The following is a 20,860-nucleotide window of genomic DNA, read 5'->3' as shown; positions in this document are numbered from 1 at the left end:
CGGTGTCTCCTTTGGGAAAACTAACACCTGAGCAGGTTTTCAGTGGGTCATTACATGGACGACAACTTCAGCCGCGAATGCCTGGCCATTGTCATGGGGCAGAGCCTGCGTGGCGAAGATGTTGTCGAAACGCTGGAATACCTGCGACAGGAACGCGGTTCACCGCGCCGGGTTCAGGCGGATAATGGGCCTGAATTCATCAGTATCGTGCTGGACAAATGGGCTTACGATAATGGCGTTACGATCGACTTTTCGCACCCGGGTAGGCCGACCGATAACGCGTTCGTCGAATCTTTCAATGGTTCATTCCGAGACGAATGTCTGAACGTGCACTGGTTCCTGTCCCTTGACGATGCCCGCCAGAAGATCGAAAAATGGAGAACCGACTACAATCATTTTCGTCCGCATTCGTCCTTGGGAAATGCCGCGCCAGCGCAGTTCGCCGAGGCATTTCGGACAGCCCCAAACACGCCGATTTTTCCACCTTAGATCGGCTCAAGATTTGAGAGGCCGTCAGCAGGCTAGATATCCGAACGTTTGCGTAGGGAGGCCCTTGGGCGCTGCGCCATTCCCAAAAGAGTGGAGTGCAGACGATCCTGTTGTAGTATCATTTCAGAACGAGCTGGAGTGCAGAGCTTACAAAGTGCAAATGGAATGCATAGATCGCCTCCGCGACGGTGGATTGGGCAGCTCAGATGCGGATCAGTCATTCAATCAAGCTTTGAACCAACGAAGAGATCGACAGTGCAACGCATCTGGGTGGTGACTCTCTTGGGACTATTAGCATCGTGCAGTCCTCCGGAAAGCTCGGCGGGAGCTTACGATGTAAAAATGGGCGGCATTATTTGTAAGCACTTCAAGGGCGTGGATCCGGATCCACCTGTGTCCGTTAGAAGGGCTCTTGACGAGAGAGGCATTAAAGACGAACGCCTCGCGGGCAAGACAATATGCGGCGACGTGACGAGCTGGAATCTTCTCCCTGAAGGGGCCGAAGTTGGGGCAATTCCGCCTCCGGGAATGTATCGGCGTGTTTCAATACGCAAGAATGGAGGGATTACGGTAAGTCCGGACGACTATCGCTGCGATTCGGCGAGCTGCCCGAATGAACGTTATTGACGGAAATATTTCAACCTCCTCTCGATGGGCGTAGACGGTGATTTCTTCTGAAAACTTGGTGTTGTCCCTGTCCCGAGTTCGCTTCTACTCAGCGGGAGACGAGGGTGCATTCTTTCATTGGTTGAATGGGATCAAGTGCGTACTTCGCCATGAAGGCGTTGGGACTGAGCTTCAATTGCATGTCGATTCCGGAGCTGTTGATGAAGCCTCCTTAAGGGAGTTGATTGCTTTTTTCTGGAGGTATGGTGTACCCATGGAACAGCTTGCGGTTCTTGACCGCCCTGCCTATTCGAGCTGGTTGCGCAATCAGAAGGCCTTCTGGTTTGCATCAATGTTTGGCACAGCCTCTCATTGAATCGAGAATGCTTTAGAGGTTCTAGCGTAGATAGATTCGAGGCAGCTGCAGGCTTATGTGCTTGCATGTCAGGCGGCTTGTAGACGGCTTACCCCTCCCCGGCAAGTGGCTAACTTCTTGTCCCGCAAAGCCCCCTTCCAACTGAAAGCTCGCATGACCTGTGCGACGCACTGAGGTTCAAGCGATCAACGAGACCAGCCCATGCCAATGCAGCTGGTCCTCGTCCTCACCCGCATTGACGCTTCATCGTAGAAGTAAGCGCAAGTGACGGCGACTCGCTCGCCCTCCCCGACCGCCTTACGCGAAACGCCCGCTGATGAGCGGGCGTTGGTTTAGTCATTGATCGGTGAAGCGATTCCGGCTTTTACCGGCCAGCTTGCGAACGCGACGCTCTCCCAGCTGAGCTACCGCCCCACACGACAGGGCCAGTGTACGCCCGCCGCCGGTGTCATGCAAAACCTACCGACCGACTAGCCACAGCCACTGGGAAGACGAGCATCTGATGCACCAAGCCAGCTATGAACTTGGCAGTGACCGCATGGCCCCACTTTTGGCAGCCGCCAAAATCGGGGATTACCGATGTTTTCATGGAATCTCCTAGGAAAGGGGTACGAGAAAGTTCCACTTCGGGCTTCAGCTAATCTGCGGGAATTAACTCCCCCACTATGCTTGTCGTGGGAAAGCGCAATGTGCTCCACATGGCCATTGGTGGCGGCGTCGGCGAGAAGGTTTGTGAGGTACGGTGACTCATTAATGGCTTGACGGTTTGTGTCAATTGCATCCGTCGGGAATCCATGTTCGCTTGCCAGATTCGCCAATAGCGGCTCAATCCGAGGGTCAACCGGCCTCACTAGTGCCTCCGTATAGAGCAATTCGCTGAACGCAGAGAGCGCCAGCCTTGGTTTTGTAGAGGCGCATATCAATAAACATACTCTCTGAGCCGGGCGCCTCACGGTGGTGTTCACGCAGCCAGCCGGAAGCGAAACGCTCAGTGATAGTTCTCTTGTAGCCACGCTGTTCCAAGGCCAGCGAGACAGCGTCGGCATCCATGATGCAGCCGGGATCTTCCATCTGCATCAGCCCGCGGCCATCCATCATTCCCATGTTGATGATGGCCTGAGTACCATTGCTGCCAGGTATCAGCTCGGCAGTGAACCCATAGCCTCCACCAAGTGATGTGATGGCGGATGTCCCGTCTGTTGGAGTTTTCCCCGGACCGCTGAGTGATACGCCGAGGGCGTTCCCGAACGAATCAGCCGTGATATCGCTGGATCTTGCCAGCGCATCGGCATAATCCAGTATCCGGTGTTCAAGCCCTCTGACCTCAAGTGCGTGGCTTGTGATGGCAACAGATACAGCGCCAGGGGCCGGAGCCGTCGCAGTAGATGGCGCAGTCTGCGTACAGGATGTGGCGATAAGCACCGTCCCTAGTGACGCTACGATGTTGGCTGGCAATCGTCCCATACCGTTCCATTGAGCACCTTGGCGATTAGCATAGTCACGCCGGGAGGCAATAAGGTGAACGGGCTGTTTTGCTAGGCAGTCTCAGCAGTGGTGCGCCGCTGGCCTGAGTTCAACGAAAGGGCATCCGCATCGCGTACATTCCACCAAGCAGGCAGGCGGAAAAATATCTATGTCGAACGCTTCAGCCGTCGCGTGCGCTGCCTATGTGGTCAGAACCCTGTTCGATTCGATTGAATAGGTGCAGGGGCGGATTCCCCCCCTGATTGTGTGAGTCCCCCGCGCCGGCAGTGACCACTTGGCAGACAACCCGCGCGCTCCTATGATCGGCGGGTCGAAAATGGCGGACCGGTATTTGGTGAGCTCCGGTCACTGTTCAACCTGAACAGCTTTTCCAGCCCTTCAAGGGCCGCGGACCACGACGGAAGCACGCGCCAGTGCTTGCCCGTCGGTTGCCGCCTTCCTGGCATCGTTCGAGTGGACTGAGCGCGTTGCATTACGCCCTTCCATTGATCGACCAAGGAACGTCACCATGTTCATGCAAACCATTCCCTACACCTCACTGCTGCCCTTGCTGTCACTCTGTGGCTGGCTGCTGATGTTTGCCCTGAAGCACAGAAGCCTTTTCGTTGGTGACTGCATGGGGTTGCTGTATCACCTCGCGCTGTTGCCGGTCGTGCACCTGTTGCCAGGCGCCATTGAACTGAAGTTTGCCGGGCATTTGTGGTTGCTCTGCGACGCGATGATCGACATGGCATCGATCAATGGCGCAGGCCACGACGCGATATGGAAAGCACGAATGGCCGTGCACCTGCCGGCAGCAATCTGGATCGCCGGCGCTTCATTCGGCATGTGTGGTATTGCCAGCTACATAGGCGTATTGCTCGGCGCGGGTCTGTTGCTGCACGCCCTGCTCGGCTCACGGCTGCGCAATAGCAAACAAGTCCTCGGAATCTTCGTCATCCCGATGATGTCGGCTTGGCTGCTCAGCGTCGCATGGTGGTTGCAAGCCTGAGCCATCGTCTGTCGCGCGGCCCATCCGAACAGCACATCAGCCCCCGTCCGGCCAAGCACAGGCAATCGCAACCGATGTGATTACGACCGCTTCCCCAACAGACCCATTCGGATGCGGCGTGACAGGCCTGCAACAAATTCGGACGGCGACCCGATGGAGGGGATCGGGCCGCCGCCCCAAGGAGCAATGGGCTACCCAGCAGCATTGCTCCATCGCCACAATGCCAGCGACACGGTGAAGCCAATGTCGAACCGGCGTTTCAACACGGAGACAGCGTGGATCAGGGCTCAGGCTTGCGTCGGTAGTCCAGCGGTGGATTCTCGCGCTGGAGCAAGGGCTGGTAGCGGAAGGCCTCACCGCGCCGGGCGGTGAATTCATTCTTCGCGGCAACGATTGTTTCCGGCGACTGCAAAAGCGTCACCCCCGCCAACGCCAGGACCTTGGCCGCATTCAGCGCGCCCTTGTTGCCGATGGACATGCCCGAGGCTGCCACTGCCTGCCAGCTGTGGGCAGGCGTACCGGGTACCCAGGTGGCCGTGCCCACGCCCACGGTCGGCACGTTCCAACTGACGTCACCAACGTCGGTGGACGCACTGCCTGCGAGGTCGGCGCGATAGGCTTGAAGCGCCGTCGCCTGCTTCAGGTCCGGATGCTTCTCCAGGCTTTGCTGCAGTTGCTGGGCAAATGCCTGCTCTGCTGCGTCGTAGTGCACGCCGCCCACCTGCTGCAGCGCCGCCTGCATCACCTGCCCCAGGGTATCGTTGGGCAACAACGAGAACACGCCCCCGGTCTGCTCGAATTCAACACAGGTGCCGGTACCCAGTGCAGCGCCTTCGGCTGCCTTGCGCAGGCGCTCGAACACATCGCGCACGACCGCCGGATCGGTGTGGCGCACGTAGTAATACGCCTCGGCTTCATCAGGCACCACATTGGGTGCGGCGCCGCCGTTGCTGATGATGTAGTGGATGCGCGTGCCCTCCGGCACGTGCTCGCGCATCAGGTTGGCCATGTAGTTGAAGGCTTCCACGCCATCCAGTGCGGATCGGCCACGCTCCGGGGCAATGGCTGCATGTGCGGCACGGCCATGGAAGCGAAACTTGCCACTTATGTTGGCCAGGCTGGTGCCTTGCGCAGCCGAGTTTTCTGACGACGGATGCCAGTGCAGCACTGCATCAACATCATCAAACAGACCGGCCTTGGTCATGTAGACCTTGCCCGAGCCGCCCTCCTCCGCCGGCGTGCCATACAAGCGCACCTCGCCCTCTTGCCCGCTGTGTTGCAACCACTGCGCGATGGCGCGCGCGGCGCCAACCGATGCCGCACCGAACAGATTGTGGCCGCAGGCTTGGCCGGCATCCTGGCCAGCGATGGGCGTACGTACAGGCGCGGCCGCCTGCGCCATCCCCGGCAGCGCATCCATCTCGGCCAACAGGGCGATCACCGGCCCCTTGCCCCGCCTGCCGTAGCTGGCAACAAACGCTGTCGGCATGCCGGCCACGCCGGCCTGTATGCGGAAGCCGGCATCGCGCAGTTCGCGCTGCAGCAGCGCCGAAGAGGCCTGCTCCAGGTAACCCAGCTCCGGCTGTTGCCATAGCTGCAGGCCTACCTCGGCCTGCCGCGACGCATAGGCGTCGAGCACGGCAATGACGTCCGCTCCATCATCGGTTGCGGCAGCCATCACTGCCGTAGGCAGAAGCAGCGCCATCAGTCCCAGGCACAAACATGTTGGCTTCAGCATCCAGGCAACTCCGCCGGGTCAGTAGAAACGCACGTTGTCGATTTCGAACCAGACCTTGCTACCCGGTTCACCCCCTGCAGAGAACACCAGTTGCTGCAGGTCATCGCCCCGCCACGTCGGCACCGGTGCCTTGCTGCGGTAAGGCGGTTGGCCCTGCAGTGCGACGAATGGAATCTCCACCGTTTGCCAGCCATCGGCGGCCTGCAGCGGCGCGGCAAAGCGGCGGTTGCCCAAGGCCCGCACTTCGAACCGCAGCGCCGGCGCGCTGCCGCGCAGCTCGAAGCGCACGCCGCGGTAGGCGGTGGCATCCACCGGCGCCACCGACCCACGGCTCAGCGGCAGGATGGCTGCGGCAAATGCAGTGTCCTTGCTCGACAGCTTGGCCTGCGTGACCAGCGCCTTGCCGCCGGTTTCGCGCGCCACCACCTCGGTCACCTGCCAGGTACGATCATTGCCACCATCTGCTTCATCCACCCGCAGCGTGTCGAGCGCGGTGCGGCCATCTGCCCGCTCAAAATCATCCACCAAGGCGGCAACTGCCATCGCTGGCAAGGCCAATGCCTTGTTTCCGGCAGGCAATACGGCCCCCTTGCCCTGCACCTGGCGGCCCGCCACATACACCTGCTGGGTGTTGCGGATATCTGCGATGTGTTGCCAGGGTTGGCCGCGTACCAGCAGCAGATCAGCGCGCTTGCCGACCTCGATGGTGCCGCGATCCGCCACGCCCAAGGCCTTGGCACTGGCGGAGGTGCCGGCCACCAGGGCCTCGCTGGGGCTGAGCCCTGCCTGCACCAGCAACTCCAGCTCGCGCAGGGTGGAGGCACCGTGGGGCGTTCCGGTCATGCCGGCATCGGTTCCGACCACCACCGGAATACCCGCATCGTGCAGCGCCTTGACGTTGCCCAGGGCATTGGCGAAGTTCTGCTCACGCTGTGCCAATACTGCCGGCTTGGCACCCTCGCGACCGCTGCCATCCACACGCTCGGGCAGGTACACCGCCAATGACGGTGCGTACGCAGTGCCATGCTCGCGCATCAGCTGGATCAACTCGGCGTCCACCGGGCCGTCCTGCACGCTGTGCGCGATCACGTCCACGCCGGCGCGGGCGGCAGTCTTGCCGCGCTTGACCATCACCGTGTGGGTGAACACCTTGAGCCCATGCTTGTGCGCCTCATCGACCAGTGCAGCAAGGGTTTCCTCATCCATCGAGCTGTTGTCGGCGGCGTTGGAATAGCGCCAGCCATCGGTAAATGCCTTGATGAAGTCGGGCTTGTAAGCGGCCACCGCCTGCACGCCGGCGCGCGCCGCCTCGGGCGAGTTCACCCAGCGGGTGGTGTTCTCGTCGCCCCAGTCGGCACCGTGCCCCAGTGGTGTGCTCATGCGCGCGGCGAACTTGACGTCCGGTGCGGCAATCGACGCCAACCAGGCACGACGCGGTGCGTAGGCTTCCGGCGGTTCATGGAAGTCGCTGACCGTGGTTACGCCAGCGGCCATATACAGGTTGGCAACCTGCGGCAGTTCGGAAGGCGTGGCATTCGGCGTCCAATGCGTATGCAGGTCAAACAGGCCCGGCAACAGCGCCTGCCCACGTGCGTTCACCACGCGCGCGCCTTTTGGCACGCTCAGCTGCTCGCCAATGGCGGCAATGCGTCCACCTTCGACCAGGACACTGGCCGCATACGGTGCGCGACCGGTGCCATCGAATACCACCGCGTCGCGGATGAGCACCGCCGAACCGGCGGTGGTCGCGGCGATGCTGGCCTGACCGTGGCCCAGCAGTAGCGCGGTCGCGACCGCCATGGCAAAACTACGCTTGATGCAGTGCTGCATGTTCATGTACCCAAAGTCATTGCATGGACCGCGCCATATGCGGCGCGGTATCGGGAGAGCTCAGCCGCACGACGTTCCCGTCCTGCTGCACCACCAGCCCAAGGCTGAGCGCGACACTGCGCGCAAACCCCGCCGGATCACTGGCCGAATACAGACCAACAATGCGGCGGCTACCCACCAGCGGGTCATCGATCACGATGCGGGTGTCGCTGTAACGCATGAACTGCGCAGCGGCCACCGACAAGGTGTCACCGTTGAAGGAAAGCATGCCCTCACGCCACGCCAGCTGCTGGTCGACGTCATCAGTAGGCACTGCCTCGATGCGAATGCCGTGGCTGCGATTGGCCAGTGCACGATAGTTGGCCACCAGCCGCGTGGGCGCCACCGCACCCTGCGTATCGGCCACATCCACCACGCCTTCGCGCACCAGCACTTCGACCCCACCACTGCGGCGCTCGGTCAGGCTCACGGCAAAGCTGGTGCCAACGGCAGTGACGTCGGTGTCATCCGCGCGCACCACGAATGGGCGGTCGGGATTCTTGGCCACATCGAACAGCGCTTCGCCCTGTAGCAACTGGATGTCGCGGCGACGTTCGCTGAAGCGAACACGCACCTGCGAATCCGAATCCAGCGTGATTGCCGAACCATCCTGCAATGGCACGCGCAGGATCTCTCCCTTGCGCGTAGCGTAGTACTCGTTGCCCGGCTCATGCCGCTGCACGCCGATGGCCAGCACGCCGACAGCGGCGGCGGCCGCAACCACCCAGCGCAGCACGCGCCGCGCTCGCCGCGGGGCATGCGGCGTATAGGCACGGCCCATGCCACCGGCCGACAAGGCCCTGGCGCGGTCGGTACGGGCCAGCACCGCATGCGCTCTCGCGTAGGCGCCGAAATGGCGCGCATCGGCCTGCAGCCACGCATCGCGCATTGCGGCCTCGTCCTGGGTCAGCGGCGCCCGATCCTCGCGCGCAACCCAGGCCGCGGCAATGTCATCAATACTCATATCAGCGCCGGCGCGCATTGCTTGCTCCTTCCGCGGCGGACCGCTCCATTTCCTGCTCCACTCCATTGGCATCGCGCTTCATCGAATCCATCAATACCCGGATTCCCTTGCAGATGTGTTTCTCCACGGTGTTCTCGCTGATCTGCATACGCTGGGCGATCTCTCGCTGCGAATAGCCCTCCACCCGCCGCAGCACGAAGGCCTGCCGGCATTTGTCCGGCAGGCTGTCGATCAGTGCGCCGATACGCGCTAGTTCCTGCCGGGACGACGCTGTGCGCTCGGGGCTGATCTCATCACCGGCGATGGCAACCCGGTCTATCTCCGCCACCGCCTCGATCGATACCACCTGCGCACGCCGCAACTGTTGCAACACCACCGAGTGCGCAACCGAATAGACATAGGCTTTGGGCTGCTGGATGTGTGACACATCTGCCATGCCGGCGAGGATGGCGTAGGTTTCCTGGATGACGTCATCCACGTCCTGCCGCAGCGACAAGCGCCGTCGCAACCATTCGCGCAGTGCCGGCTCACACGGCAGCACGTGCTCGGCCAACCAACTGGCACGCTGCCGCGCAAGTGATGCGCTCATCGCACCACCCGCACGGCTTGTGCCGCCCAGCAACGGGCACATGGCTTGGGCATCAGAACGCCTTGCTCACGCTGACGTACCAGTAACGTGGATTGGCCAGGTAAACGCCGGACGGGTAACCGAACACATCGTCAGCAACCGGGGGGCGTTTGTTGGCGACGTTGTTGGCCCCCACTTTCAACGACACACCGCTGAGCCAGCCTTCGCGTTCAAAATCGTATTTGACGAAGGCATTGGCCAGGGTCTGGGACTTGACCGTCCACGGCGTACCGTCGGCGAGGGTCAGTCCATTGTCAACGTATGAACTGGCATAGCGCGCATTCGCGCCCACCGACATTTGCTGGTAACGCCAGGTAAGCGTACCTGACCACTTCCATTCCGGATTGCCGCCGTTGCCGATCAGGTCACCACCACCGGTGATGCGGATGGATGGGTCCACCAGACCACTGGCCTTTGCATCTTCCAGAGCCTGCAAGGCGGGCGAACGCTGGCGGTAGAACTCGATCAGGTGGGTACCGGTGACCGATACGTCGAAGCGACCGATCGCGGTTTCCGGGGAATTCCAGCTGAAGTTGTAATCCACGCCGCGCAGGGTCTGCGGCTCCAGGTTGACGTATTGATCCGTCACGTAGAGCACCTTGCCGGCCGCATCCAATCCGGTACCGGCGAAGCGCGCGATATCGTCCGCAGTCGGGTCAGCGCGGACCACCGCCGCATTGCTGCTGCCTTGCTGGCGCAGCAGATAGTCCAGGATCAAGGCATTGCCTTCGCCGAACAGGCCGATGATGCCTTCCTGCTCGTACTTGTAGTAATCCACCGCGAAGGTGAAGCGACCGTAGCTTTCCGGAATGAAACGCGGCTGGAAGACCAGGCCGGCGCTGGTATTGGTGGACGTCTCCGGCTTGAGGTTGGGGTTGCCGGAACGGCGCGCCGTGGTCGAGTAGGTATAGCCGCCACAGTTGGCGATCGAGGCCTGCGTGCCGCTACGCACATCGGCTTCGCACTGGATATAGTCGGTGCGGTTGTTGGAGCGGCTTACCACCGTGGCGTTGATTTGCTCCAGGTTGGGCGCACGGAAGCCCTTGGCCCATGACGAGCGCAAGGTCAGCCCGTCGAACAACTGCCAGCCCAGGGCGACCTTGGGTTTGGCCACATTGCCGAAGTCGTTGTACCGCTCAGCGCGGCCAGCCACCTGCAGGTCCAGCGAACGCACCAACGGGATGTTCATCTCCGGCGATACCAGCGGCACCGAGAACTCCGCGAACAAACCTGCAACCGTGCGCGAGCCGTAGGTATCCGGGGTCGGGCTGACGCCGTACATGTCGCTGGGGTACTCAACGCCGGTGATGGCATCGGTAAAGGTCACCGAACCATCCACGCGTGCATCGCGATCATCGCGCTGGGTTTCGTGGCGCACTTCCAGCCCTGCAGCCATCCCGACATCGCCCGCCCAGGTCTTGAACAGATCGGCCCGCGACGCCTTGAAATCCCACAGGAACAGCTCGGTCTTGCTTTGCCGCTGCGCCTTGTAGAAGAACTGGTCCAGCTTGTCCCAATCATTGCAGCCGCCGCAGAACGGGTTGTAGGCGGATGCCGTGGGATTGGCCAACGCCTGCTGGAACAGCGACATGCTCACTGCATCCTGCGTGTCCTTCACCTTCGCCTGCGAGTACAAGGCCGCCGATTCCCAGTCGAAGCCGTAATGGAAACCACGCAGGCCCGCCAACGCACGCACCTGGGTGTTGTTGACTTCGATGCGGGTGGGCCGTTCGAACCGGTAGCTGGTAATGGTGACCGGCACGCCGTCGGCGCCGATGTTCAGGCCTTCAAGGCGATTGGGGTTGAGCGACCCGTCCGGCAGGTACATCGCGCCGAACGGGTTCCAGTAGTTGCTGGCGGCCACCGTCATCGGCAGCGCGGTGATGGTGTTCACGCCATTCTGCAGGCTGTAGGCCCGCGAGTCGTAGATTCCCGCTTCGCTGAAGAACGACAGGCCATTGTCGAAATCGTGCTTGCCGGTGACGAACAGGTTGAGGCGGCGCACATCCGGGCTGATCGACAGGGGGTACTGTGCCTGCTGGTTGTCGCGAAGGTTGGCATCGGCCGCCGACGTCGCCTTGCTGCCGGACTGTACGCACAGGCCATCACCGATGGTGGCCTCGCAACCGCTGTTGCTGGTTGGTTGCACATGGAAGGCGCCGGCCGCCGTGGTCAACCAGGCGCCGTTCTGCGACACGCGCGGGCCATTGACGGTGAAGTTACCCCAAGGGCTGTTGGTATTGCGGTTGTCGGTACCGGCCAGGCCTTCAAACGGCGTGCCCAGGAAATCCGCCGCACGGTTGCCATTGCGTGTCCAGTCCTGGTCCAGCGAGTTCAGGCCCGTGGTGTTGTAGTAGTTGAAGGCGATGGTGATGTTGGAGCGCAGGTCTTCGGAATTTTTGCCCCACATGCCGTTGATGCCGATGTCACTCAGGTCGGTGCCCTCGCCAAACCCCTTCTGCACGCTGATGGTTCCGCCATCCATGTCGTCGCGCAGTACGTTGTTGACCACGCCGGCCACCGCATCGGTGCCGTAGATCGCCGCCGCACCGTCCAGCAGCACCTCCACCCTGCGCAGGTTGGCCACCGGCACCGCGTTGGCGTTGTAAGTCAGTACCGGCACCAGGTTACCGTCAGCCTGGCTGGTGGGGTGCACCACGGTCCGGCGTCCGTTGATCAGCAGCAAGGTATTGCCCACGCCCAGCCCGCGCAGGTTGACCGAGGCGATATCGCCGCGCGCGTAGTTGGAGCTGTTGCCGCCATTGGTACCACTGAAGGAGACATCACCCATCTGCGGGATCGACCGATACAGGTCGTCGCCGGAGACCGCGCCGGTCGCCTCGATCTGCTCGGCCTGCAGCGTTGCCACCGGCAGGATCGCGGCCGACTTGCTGCCCTTGATCTGGCTGCCGACTACGGTGACCTGGTCCAGCGTGTTGACCTTGGGACTGTCGGCGGCTGCCGTCTGCGGGGCCGGTTCCGGCTGCGCCGCCTGCCCTACCGCCAGCCCACCGAGTCCGGACAGCGACGCCAGCATCGGGGCCGCGGCACGCAGGGTGATGGTGCGACCGTCGTCCGAAGCCACCGTCAGGCCGGTTCCAGCCAGCAGCCACGCCAAGGCTTCGCGCGGCTCCATCTGGCCCTTGAGCTCAGCTACCGCGACCCGCCCGGAGTCACCTGAATGCGCAGGCGCCACGATCTGCACCCCCGCCTGGCGGGCAAACTCGGGCAGTACGTCTTCGATGGTGCCGGCCTCAAGGTCGAACTGCGGGGGCGCAGCCAACGCCGGGACCGCGGCGCACAGCGCCACAACTGCCAGACCGCCGCGGATAGCGCTTGCAAGCGGCAACAACTTGAATGAACGCATTGATGTATCCCCAGAAAGTGACGCGAAAGGCGGCAACCACTGCCCCTTGCATCACTTGATGCGCGACCGCGCAGGTTCCGCCATCCTGTCGCCAATTGGTCGCACGTGCATACCTGTACCCGCCCGCCGCGCCATACGCCGTAGTATCCTTCGCCGACAAGCTCCACATTCGAGGACCCAGACCCATGCGTTTCCGCCCTCAGTACGCCCTGATCGCCGTGCTTGCCCTTGTCCTCACTGCCTGCGGCAGTGGCCCGGTCAAGCGTGTGTCCGAGCCGGCTGCCAGTATCCAGCAGCTCACCGTGGGCAACGACGGCAACTGGGATGTGGAGCTGCGCCTGCGCAACTACAGCTCCATGCCGATGCGCTTTGAAAGTGTCTCCCTGGCCGTCAAGGTCGGTGACCAGGCTGCCGGTACGCTCAGCGCAACACCCGCTGTGTCGATCGGCCCCGAATCAGCCGACGTGATCAAGGTGCGCCTGCAACCGGCCTCGGCCGCGCGCCTGGTGGTGGCCGATGCATTGGCCGGCAGCAGCTCGCTGTTCTACGAGCTGGAAGGCAGCGTCAGCGTCACTCCGGAAGACAAGAAGCAACGCAGTTTCGACATCAAATCGCGCAACAGCCTCAACCAGGCCCCGGGCCTGCCCGGCGTGCTGCGCTGATCCCCCACCGTTTCCCGCATCGTTCGAGATCGTTCTGATGAGCAACTACAAAGCCCCCGTTACCGACCTCCGTTTCGCCCTGCACGACGTGCTGAAGGCCGAATCCCTGTTTGCCGCGATGGGTCTTGAAGACGCCAGCGCCGACGTGATCGACGCTGTGCTGGAAGAAGCCGGCCGTTTCAGCGGCGCCGTACTGGCCCCGCTCAATGCCATTGGCGACCAGACCGGCTGCAAGCTGGACAAGGCCACCGGTGAAGTCACCACCGCACCGGGCTTCAAGGAAGCCTATGCACAGTTCGTGGAAGGCGGCTGGACCGGCCTGACCGCATCGCCGGACTTCGGCGGCCAGGGCATGCCGGAAACGCTGGGCATGGCGTTGAGCGAAATGGTGTCTTCGGCCAACCTGGCCTGGAGCCTGTTCCCGATGCTGTCGCACGGCGCGGTTGAAGCGCTCAAGCACTACGGCGAAGACTGGCAGAAGGAAGCCTTCCTCAAGCCGCTGGTCGCCGGTAACTGGACCGGCACCATGTGCCTGACCGAGCCGCATGCCGGCACTGACCTGGGCCTGCTCAAGACCCGCGCCGAGCCGAACGCGGACGGCAGCTACTCCATCACCGGCACCAAGATCTTCATCACCGCCGGCGAGCACGACCTCAGCGACAACATCGTGCACCTGGTCCTGGCCAAGCTGCCGGACGCACCGGCCGGCCCGAAGGGCATTTCGCTGTTCGTCACCCCAAAGTACAAGGTCGACCGCGACGGTAACCAGGGCGAGCGCAATGAACTGCGCTGTGGCGCGCTGGAACACAAGATGGGCATCCACGGCTCGTCCACCTGCGTGATGAACTTCGACGGAGCGCAGGGCTACCTCGTCGGCCAGCCACACAAGGGCCTGCAGGCGATGTTCGTGATGATGAACTCCGCCCGCCTCGGCGTTGGCGTGCAGGGCCTGGCGCAGTCCGAGCGTGCCTACCAGGGCGCTTTGGCCTATGCCCGTGAGCGCCTGCAGTCGCGCGCACCGAAGGGCCCGATCCTGGCTGACAAGCCGGCGGATCCGATCATCGCCCAGCCCGATGTGCGCCGCATGCTGCTGACCACCAAGGCACTGACCGAAGGTGGCCGCCTGCTGGCCGCACATGCTTACACCCAGCTTGATGCCGCCCAGCACGCCAAGGACGACAAGGTCCGCGCCGATGCCGACACACTGGTCAGCTTCCTCACCCCGATCGTCAAGGCCTGCCTGACCGAGTGGAGCATTGAAGCCACTTACAACGGCCAGCAGGTGTTTGGCGGCCACGGCTACATCGCCGAGCACGGCATGGAGCAGTACGCCCGCGACGCGCGTATCACCACCTTGTATGAAGGCACCACCGGAATCCAGGCGCTGGACCTGATCGGTCGCAAGACCGCGGTTTCGCAGGGCGCCGGGCTGAAGCTGTTCCTGGCCGAGATCGAGCAGTTCATCGCTGCCAACGCCAGCAACCCGGCCGTGGCCGAGTTCCTGCCGGCACTGGGCGGCAAGGCCAAGGAATGGGGCAAGCTGACCATCGACGTGCTGCAGCGCGCCGCCGCCAACCCCGAAGAACTGGGCGCGGCCAGCTGGGACTACCTGTTCTACAGCGGCTATGTCGCGGTGGCCTACTGGTGGGCCCGCTCGGTGGTCGCCACCCAGGGCTCCAGCCACCCGGAGGCCTTCAAGCAGGCCAAGCTGGAAACGGCGCGTTTCTACTACGCCCGCATCCTGCCGCGCACCCTGAGCCACGCCGCCGGCATCGCCGCCGGTGCCGACTCGCTGATGGCAATGGATTCGGTCCGCTTCGGCGATTGATCTAACTGCCTACGCAGCTAAAAGCCCCCTCATCCGCCCATTGGGCACCCCCGCCTTCGCGGGGGCAGGCCCTTTGTTCTCCCGCACGCGGGAGAAGGGAGCGATCAGGCAAGCCTGCGACCTTGAAGCCCCTCTCCCGCCTGCGGGAGAGGGGTTGGGGTGAGGGCAGCTTTTGCTTGGCCCCCTCCCTTTGGCCGCAGGCCAAGGGGAGGCCTGGGGAGGGGTAGGCCTTTGGCGACCGGAAACACCCCAGCGTCGCGGCTCACGCCGCTCCCACAAAACCCACCGCGCCACCCGCCTTTACACAAACTGTCACGCATCGTGTATAAGCTTTTAACCCGATGGAGACAGACACTACACCGCGTAGTCTGATCGATAACGGAGCCGGCACGTCCGCTCCGACAGACGGGTTTTCAGTTTCGCCCTCCCTTCACCGCCTTGGCTCCGTGCGACTGCTGTCGCTGGATGCGCATGGCCGCGTGCTGGATTGGATCACCTGGCAGGACGCTGCCTGCCTCTACGCACGCGATGCCGTCGCCTGGACATTGGGCGACCCCTGCCTGCATGTGCACGGCGCAATGTCGCGCCTCACCGGCCTGCGCAGCGGGATGGACCTGCACCCGATCATCGCCTCGCGCGGACATGCCCGTTCGCGCGCAATCGACCCGACCCCCAACCTGACCAACACCGCCCTGTTCGCGCGTGATGCGCAGCTCTGCCTGTATTGCGGCCAGCACTTCAGCCGCCCGCAGCTGACCCGCGACCACGTCATGCCGGTCTCCAAGGGCGGCCAGGACACTTGGGAGAACGTGGTCACCGCCTGCTTCAACTGCAACTCGCGCAAGAGCAACCGGACCCCCCAGCAGGCCAACATGCCGCTGCTGGCAGTGCCTTACCGGCCCAGCTGGATCGAGCACCTGATCCTGTCCAATCGAAACATCCTGGCCGACCAGATGGCCTTCCTGAAGGCGCAGTTGCCACGCAAGGCACTGCAGCGCGGCGCGGCCTGAAACCTACGCCATCGCCCCCGATTTCACGCCAACGACACCGCCAGCCTGAACAAAGGCTTCATCTTGGCGCCAAACTACGTCATCCGGCATTCACGGGCGTCGCGCTTTGCTTGCCCCACCCTCTCCGGACGGGGAAAATACCGTTTCGAGTGAAACGCGAAGACCATGATCGACTCTGCCAGCTATCCGCGCCTGTCGCGCATCCAGACCCCCGATGACCTGCGCACGTTCGATGAGAGCGAGCTGGCAGCCATCGCCGGGGAATTGCGCGCTTACCTGATCGAATCGGTAGGCAAGAGCGGCGGCCATTTCGCCGCTGGCCTGGGCGTGATCGAGCTTACCGTCGCATTGCATTATCTGTATGACACGCCGGTCGACCAGTTGGTGTGGGACGTGGGCCACCAGACCTACCCGCACAAGATCCTCACCGGTCGCCGCGACAGCATCCACACCGTCAAGCAGAAGGATGGCGTGGCACCGTTCCCCAAACGCGAGGAAAGCGAGTTCGACACGTTTGGCGTCGGCCATTCCTCGACCTCGATCTCGGCCGCGCTGGGCATGGCCATCGCGCGCCAGAACCAGGGCGATGATCGCAAGGTGATCGCGGTGATCGGCGATGGCGCAATGACCGCTGGCATGGCCTTCGAAGCACTGGCCCACGCCGGCGGCATGGACGACGAGCCGAACGTGCTGGTCATCCTCAACGACAACAACATGTCCATCTCCGAAGCCGTTGGTGGACTGACCAAGATGCTCGGCCGGGCAACCGCCAGCCGCACCCTCAATGCGTTGCGCGAGAGCGGCAAGAAGATCCTCGGTGACAAGCGCAACAGCCCCCCTGCCCGCTTCGTGAAGCGCTGGGAAGAACAGTGGAAGGGCATGTTCGTGCCATCCACCGCCTTCGAGCAGATGGGCTTCCATTACACCGGCCCGATCGATGGCCACGACCTGCCGCTGCTGCTGTCCACCCTCAAGCACCTGAAGGATGCCAAGGGCCCGCACCTGCTGCACATCATGACCACCAAGGGCAAAGGCTACGAGCCGGCCGAGGACGACCAGATCGGCTACCATGCCGTCGGCCCGTTCGACCCCAGCAAGGGCCTGCCGGAAAAGGGCGCGCCCAAGAAGCCGACCTATACCGACATCTTCGGCAACTGGCTGTGCGACGCAGCTGCAGCTGATCCACAACTGCTGGCGATCACCCCGGCCATGCGTGAAGGCTCGGGCCTGGTGCGCTTCAGCAAGGAATACCCGAAGCGCTACTTCGACGTGGCGATTGCCGAGCAGCATGCGGTAACACTGGCCGCCGGCATGGCCACCCAGGGCGCCAAGCCCGTGGTCGCGATCTATTCGACCTTCCTGCAGCGCGCCTACGACCAGTTGGTGCACGACGTCGCCACCCAGGACCTGGACGTACTGTTCGCCATCGACCGCGCTGGCGTGGTCGGCCCGGACGGTGCTACCCACGCAGGCAATCTCGACCTGAGCTACCTGCGCTGCGTGCCGAACATGGTGGTCATGGCCCCAGGCGATGAAGCCGAATGCCGGCAGATGCTCAGTACTGGCCTGCAGTACAAGGGCCCCGCTGCAGTGCGTTACCCGCGCGGCACCGGCCCCGGCGTTGCGGTCGGCACTGATCTGTCCACCTTGGAGATCGGCAAGGCGCAACTGCGCGTGCAAGGCAGCCGCCTGGCCATTCTCGCCTTCGGTGCCGCCGTGCCCGCCGCAGAGCAGGTGGGCCGCGAGCTGGGCCTGAGCGTGGTCAACATGCGTTTCATCAAGCCACTGGACAAGGCAATGCTGCTGGAACTGGCGCGCACGCACGATGGCTTCGTCACTGTCGAAGACAACGTGGTTGCCGGCGGTGCCGGTTCCGGCGTCTCCGAGCTGCTCAACGCCGAAGCGGTGGTGATGCCGATGCTGCACCTGGGCCTGCCGGACAGCTACCAGCACCACGCCAGCCGCGAAGACCTGCTGGCCGAAGCAGGCATTGATGCGGCCGGCATCCGTGCCGCCATCCTCAAGCGTTGGCCGAAGCTGCAGGACAGCACAGCACCGTTGAGCGCGGCCAGCTGACTTCAGCACCGAAAAGCCCCGCAATGCGGGGTTTTTCATTTGGCCAGCCTTGATCTTGCAACGACGTCTGCCATAACCCGGATAAGCGCAGCGCGACCCGGCATGAGACGCCAGCTGTCATCCAGGCCCTCGCAGATCGTCCATCATGTACTGCGCTTCCCCCTTCTGCCCGCCTAGCCACATAAGATGCGCCGGGCACGCCACAGCTCAGGCGCCCCCTTTCAACCCAGCGCGTTTAGGCAACCCTGCGCGCGGTGAGTCACAGCTCGCTCAAAGCACCAGGTGGGCACCAGCTGCCATAGCAACCAAACCGATCGGGCAACCACCTGCGTGTCGCCCGCGCATCTGCACCTTCCACCACATAGGGCCACCGCGCGAAATCACAGCCCGGCTCCATTCAAGTAATGGCACATCATCTTCATCGCTGGGCCCGCACGCGGCGGCAAATCATTCAATCCTTGTATCCACAGCAACGGGCATCTGGCTCGCTGTCAACGGCGTTCGCCGAAAGCGGGATCACGGAACAAAAGCCGTATTCCCCCGATGACGAAAGACAGCAATGAAACGCGGGAAATGCCGCACCGTTGTCAGCGCTGGTAGACACACTCCAACGACTCCCGGTGAAACCGGAGTCCTCATACCACTGAATGAAACTCATCCCCGAAGACGCCAGCCACGCGCTACAACGTTGTGCTGAATGCTCGCGGACTACCGACAAATACGAAGTTCTCCTATGCGTGACATGGAGCGCACGTGTTTCAGTAACCGCCTCAAGAATTGTCCGAAAGGATAGAGAACGTCGGCTTCTATAACCCCTATACCACCCACTTACCGGCGGATAGATATGCAGTTGACGGTGTCAGTTTGATCAAAGCCTGCAGGAACGGGCTTACCCGCGAGGTCCATGCGCTGCGAGCACTAATTTCTCGCCAATGCAGTTCCACCCAGAGTCCATCCTCACTCAGAACGGACTCGACATCGAGAAAACAGGATTGTTGAAATGATTTCAAGCAACAAGCACATGGCGTGCCCTTCCGCTCCCGCAGCCATCGAAGTTGGAAGGGCCTGACATGGAAGACGTTGTAATGGGAACCAAAGCAGATGCACGTGCGTGGTTGGGATTTACCGCAGTACTCAGCCTTGTACTGCTGGTGGCGATGGACGGCTCAGTGCTCTACCTCGCCATGCCCCGAGTAACCGAAGCGCTGCAACCAACAGCGGCCCAAGCACTGTGGATACTGGATATCTACGGCTTGGTCGTAGGTTCGCTACTGGTGGCATTCGGCAACATTGGCGACCGCTACGGCAGGCTCAAGCTGCTGGTGGCAGGGTCATTGCTGTTCGGCCTGGGCTCGATATATGCGGCGCTCTCCAACAACGCCTGGGCGTTGATCATATCGCGTGCCGTGATGGGCATTGGCGGAGCCACATTGCTGCCCTCGGCACTGGCCATAGTAAGCAACCTGTTCACCAACCCCCGCCAGCGAGGACGGGCGATAGGAATCTTTGCTGCAACCTTCGCCGGCGGTTTTGCGGTTGGTCCAATCATCGGCGGGCTATTGCTTGCTCGCTACGAATGGGGGGCTGTCTTCCTGATCAACATACCAGTGATAGCGCTGTTCCTCGTAGGCGCCGGCACCTTACTGAAAGATGTCAAACACGAAACAGAGGGATCGATCGATGTTCTTAGCCTGGGGCTCTCCTTCGTCGGAATTCTGCTACTGATGAGCTCGACCAAGGAACTTGCCACGGCGGGCTTCTCCGCCGGCCAGGCCATCAGCGGCCTGGCGGGGTTGGCGGTCCTCACCTGGTTCCTCCGCAGGCAGACCGCGATCGATTCGCCACTACTTGATGTCTCGCTTTTCAAGGATCGCATCTTCTGCATTGCAATCGGCACCGGGCTGCTATCGCTGGTGGTCTGGGCGGCCGCGGGCTACCTGAGCGCAACCTACCTCCAGTCGGTGCTTGGCTACGATGTGTTGACCACCGCATTGCTGGCCATACCCGGCGCGTTGGTACTCACGGCCACCTGTGTGCTCACTGACAGCATTGTCAACCGCATCGGGCGCAAGCACGCACTTGTCGCGACCCATGGGCTAATAGGCATCGGTGCGCTGATGATGCTGGCTACCAACACCGACCACGGCACGCTGATCTTCATGGCATCCACCATGATTGCCGGCGTTGGCTATGGCCTTTCCTTCAGTCTTGTTGCCGAGATCGCGGTTTCAGCTGTCCCGAAAGAGCGCGCAGGCGCCGCTGCATCTCTGGCTGAGACCAGCAACGAAATCGGCAACGCATTGGGCATCTCGATCCTCGGCTCTCTTGCTGCATACCACTTCAGGATAGATGGGCCAGGCGTCGCCAGCACACTGGCGGAAAGCCTGATGCAAACCAACCTTTCCCTTCAGCTCATCAACGAATCCAAACTGGCATTCGTCGAAGGCATGCACCTTGCCTTGGCCACGGGCGGCATCACCATGCTGGCCTTGGGCCTTGCCGCTGCTGCCTGGCTCCCAAGCAAGCTTCCCGATTGATACCAACCCTTCCGCTGCAGACAGGGAATCCAATGCGTCAGCTCATGCCGTTGCTGAATTGATACAGGCTAACCGCGACCGCCCTGCGATCAGGGAGCGTGACAAGTACCACATAGTCGACACGATGACCGGGGTTATCCAGGGATTTACCCCGTTTACCCGGACTGGAAAGTTAAAAGTGTAATGACCCACCGCTTTCTGCTCAGGTCACGCGGTTAATGTAGCGGCATAAGC

At 62.3% G+C, this 20,860-nt stretch carries 13 protein-coding genes and 1 pseudogene; 8 read left to right on the top strand and 6 right to left on the bottom strand.

The features are described 5' to 3' along the window. Window positions 1–60: 60 nt before the first annotated feature. Both RT460_RS17665 and RT460_RS17660 read left to right on the top strand, forming a co-directional pair. Window positions 61–489, top strand: a pseudogene (locus tag RT460_RS17665) (integrase core domain-containing protein); the annotation flags it as partial. A 664-nt stretch (window positions 490–1,153) separates the two neighbouring features. After that, complete coding sequence (locus RT460_RS17660) at window positions 1,154–1,471, top strand: hypothetical protein (RefSeq protein ID WP_313320840.1); 318 nt, start codon at window positions 1,154–1,156, stop codon at window positions 1,469–1,471. Between the two features lie 837 nt (window positions 1,472–2,308). Here RT460_RS17660 and RT460_RS17655 read toward each other — a convergent pair. Beyond that, window positions 2,309–2,935, bottom strand: coding sequence for a hypothetical protein (locus tag RT460_RS17655; protein ID WP_313320838.1), 627 nt, complete (start codon window positions 2,933–2,935; stop codon window positions 2,309–2,311). Between the two features lie 529 nt (window positions 2,936–3,464). Between RT460_RS17655 and RT460_RS17650 the strand changes: the two genes are divergently transcribed. Further along, a complete protein-coding gene (locus RT460_RS17650) occupies window positions 3,465–3,947 on the top strand; it encodes a hypothetical protein (protein ID WP_313320836.1) in 483 nt (160 codons plus the stop codon). A 280-nt stretch (window positions 3,948–4,227) separates the two neighbouring features. Here RT460_RS17650 and RT460_RS17645 read toward each other — a convergent pair whose 3' ends face one another. The 5 genes from RT460_RS17645 to RT460_RS17625 are packed head-to-tail and all read right to left on the bottom strand — an operon-like array spanning window position 4,228 to window position 12,513. Next, the gene (locus RT460_RS17645) at window positions 4,228–5,652 is read right to left on the bottom strand and encodes an amidohydrolase (RefSeq protein WP_313320834.1); all 1,425 of its coding nucleotides are present in this window, start codon (window positions 5,650–5,652) and stop codon (window positions 4,228–4,230) included. A 51-nt stretch (window positions 5,653–5,703) separates the two neighbouring features. Next, on the bottom strand, window positions 5,704–7,521 hold the full coding sequence (locus tag RT460_RS17640) for an amidohydrolase family protein (RefSeq protein ID WP_313320832.1): 1,818 nt from the start codon (window positions 7,519–7,521) through the stop codon (window positions 5,704–5,706). Between the two features lie 10 nt (window positions 7,522–7,531). Beyond that, window positions 7,532–8,518 carry a FecR domain-containing protein gene (locus RT460_RS17635; protein ID WP_313320831.1) on the bottom strand — a complete coding sequence of 329 codons (987 nt, stop codon included), beginning with the start codon at window positions 8,516–8,518 and terminating at the stop codon, window positions 7,532–7,534. 1 nt (window position 8,519) lies between these two features. Next, on the bottom strand, window positions 8,520–9,107 hold the full coding sequence (locus tag RT460_RS17630) for an RNA polymerase sigma factor (protein ID WP_313320829.1): 588 nt from the start codon (window positions 9,105–9,107) through the stop codon (window positions 8,520–8,522). 52 nt (window positions 9,108–9,159) lie between these two features. Beyond that, window positions 9,160–12,513, bottom strand: coding sequence for a TonB-dependent receptor (locus tag RT460_RS17625; RefSeq protein WP_313320828.1), 3,354 nt, complete (start codon window positions 12,511–12,513; stop codon window positions 9,160–9,162). 185 nt (window positions 12,514–12,698) lie between these two features. On the opposite strand from RT460_RS17625, the gene RT460_RS17620 reads away from it, so the two are divergent. The 5 genes from RT460_RS17620 (at window position 12,699) to RT460_RS17600 (ending at window position 20,626) form a co-directional block, all read left to right on the top strand. Beyond that, a complete protein-coding gene (locus tag RT460_RS17620; protein WP_313320827.1) occupies window positions 12,699–13,175 on the top strand; it encodes an LEA type 2 family protein in 477 nt (158 codons plus the stop codon). A 37-nt stretch (window positions 13,176–13,212) separates the two neighbouring features. Further along, a complete protein-coding gene (locus tag RT460_RS17615; protein WP_313320825.1) occupies window positions 13,213–15,003 on the top strand; it encodes an acyl-CoA dehydrogenase C-terminal domain-containing protein in 1,791 nt (596 codons plus the stop codon). Window positions 15,004–15,344: 341 nt separating this feature from the next. Beyond that, window positions 15,345–16,013 carry an HNH endonuclease gene (locus RT460_RS17610; protein ID WP_313320823.1) on the top strand — a complete coding sequence of 223 codons (669 nt, stop codon included), beginning with the start codon at window positions 15,345–15,347 and terminating at the stop codon, window positions 16,011–16,013. A gap of 165 nt (window positions 16,014–16,178) precedes the next feature. Beyond that, on the top strand, window positions 16,179–18,089 hold the full coding sequence (dxs, locus tag RT460_RS17605; RefSeq protein ID WP_313320821.1) for a 1-deoxy-D-xylulose-5-phosphate synthase: 1,911 nt from the start codon (window positions 16,179–16,181) through the stop codon (window positions 18,087–18,089). A gap of 1,070 nt (window positions 18,090–19,159) precedes the next feature. Further along, window positions 19,160–20,626 carry an MFS transporter gene (locus tag RT460_RS17600; protein WP_313320819.1) on the top strand — a complete coding sequence of 489 codons (1,467 nt, stop codon included), beginning with the start codon at window positions 19,160–19,162 and terminating at the stop codon, window positions 20,624–20,626. Window positions 20,627–20,860 lie beyond the last annotated feature (234 nt).

The sequence above is a fragment of the Stenotrophomonas sp. genome, from assembly GCF_032061965.1.
GTDB lineage: Bacteria > Pseudomonadota > Gammaproteobacteria > Xanthomonadales > Xanthomonadaceae > Stenotrophomonas.
Note: the sequence above shows the minus strand (reverse complement) of the source record. Positions and strands in the feature narration are given on the sequence as shown.

Excerpts from the sequence above, each read along its gene's own strand:
- RT460_RS17655 (WP_313320838.1), bottom strand. The coding sequence starts at position 2,935 with ATGGGACGATTGCCAGCCAACATCGTAGCGTCACTAGGGACGGTGCTT.
- RT460_RS17635 (WP_313320831.1), bottom strand. The coding sequence starts at position 8,518 with ATGAGTATTGATGACATTGCCGCGGCCTGGGTTGCGCGCGAGGATCGG.
- RT460_RS17630 (WP_313320829.1), bottom strand. The coding sequence starts at position 9,107 with ATGAGCGCATCACTTGCGCGGCAGCGTGCCAGTTGGTTGGCCGAGCAC.
- RT460_RS17645 (WP_313320834.1), bottom strand. The coding sequence starts at position 5,652 with ATGGCGCTGCTTCTGCCTACGGCAGTGATGGCTGCCGCAACCGATGAT.
- RT460_RS17600 (WP_313320819.1), top strand. The coding sequence starts at position 19,160 with ATGGAAGACGTTGTAATGGGAACCAAAGCAGATGCACGTGCGTGGTTG.
- RT460_RS17610 (WP_313320823.1), top strand. The coding sequence starts at position 15,345 with ATGGAGACAGACACTACACCGCGTAGTCTGATCGATAACGGAGCCGGC.
- RT460_RS17625 (WP_313320828.1), bottom strand. The coding sequence starts at position 12,513 with ATGCGTTCATTCAAGTTGTTGCCGCTTGCAAGCGCTATCCGCGGCGGT.
- dxs (WP_313320821.1), top strand. The coding sequence starts at position 16,179 with ATGATCGACTCTGCCAGCTATCCGCGCCTGTCGCGCATCCAGACCCCC.
- RT460_RS17640 (WP_313320832.1), bottom strand. The coding sequence starts at position 7,521 with ATGAACATGCAGCACTGCATCAAGCGTAGTTTTGCCATGGCGGTCGCG.
- RT460_RS17620 (WP_313320827.1), top strand. The coding sequence starts at position 12,699 with ATGCGTTTCCGCCCTCAGTACGCCCTGATCGCCGTGCTTGCCCTTGTC.
- RT460_RS17650 (WP_313320836.1), top strand. The coding sequence starts at position 3,465 with ATGTTCATGCAAACCATTCCCTACACCTCACTGCTGCCCTTGCTGTCA.
- RT460_RS17615 (WP_313320825.1), top strand. The coding sequence starts at position 13,213 with ATGAGCAACTACAAAGCCCCCGTTACCGACCTCCGTTTCGCCCTGCAC.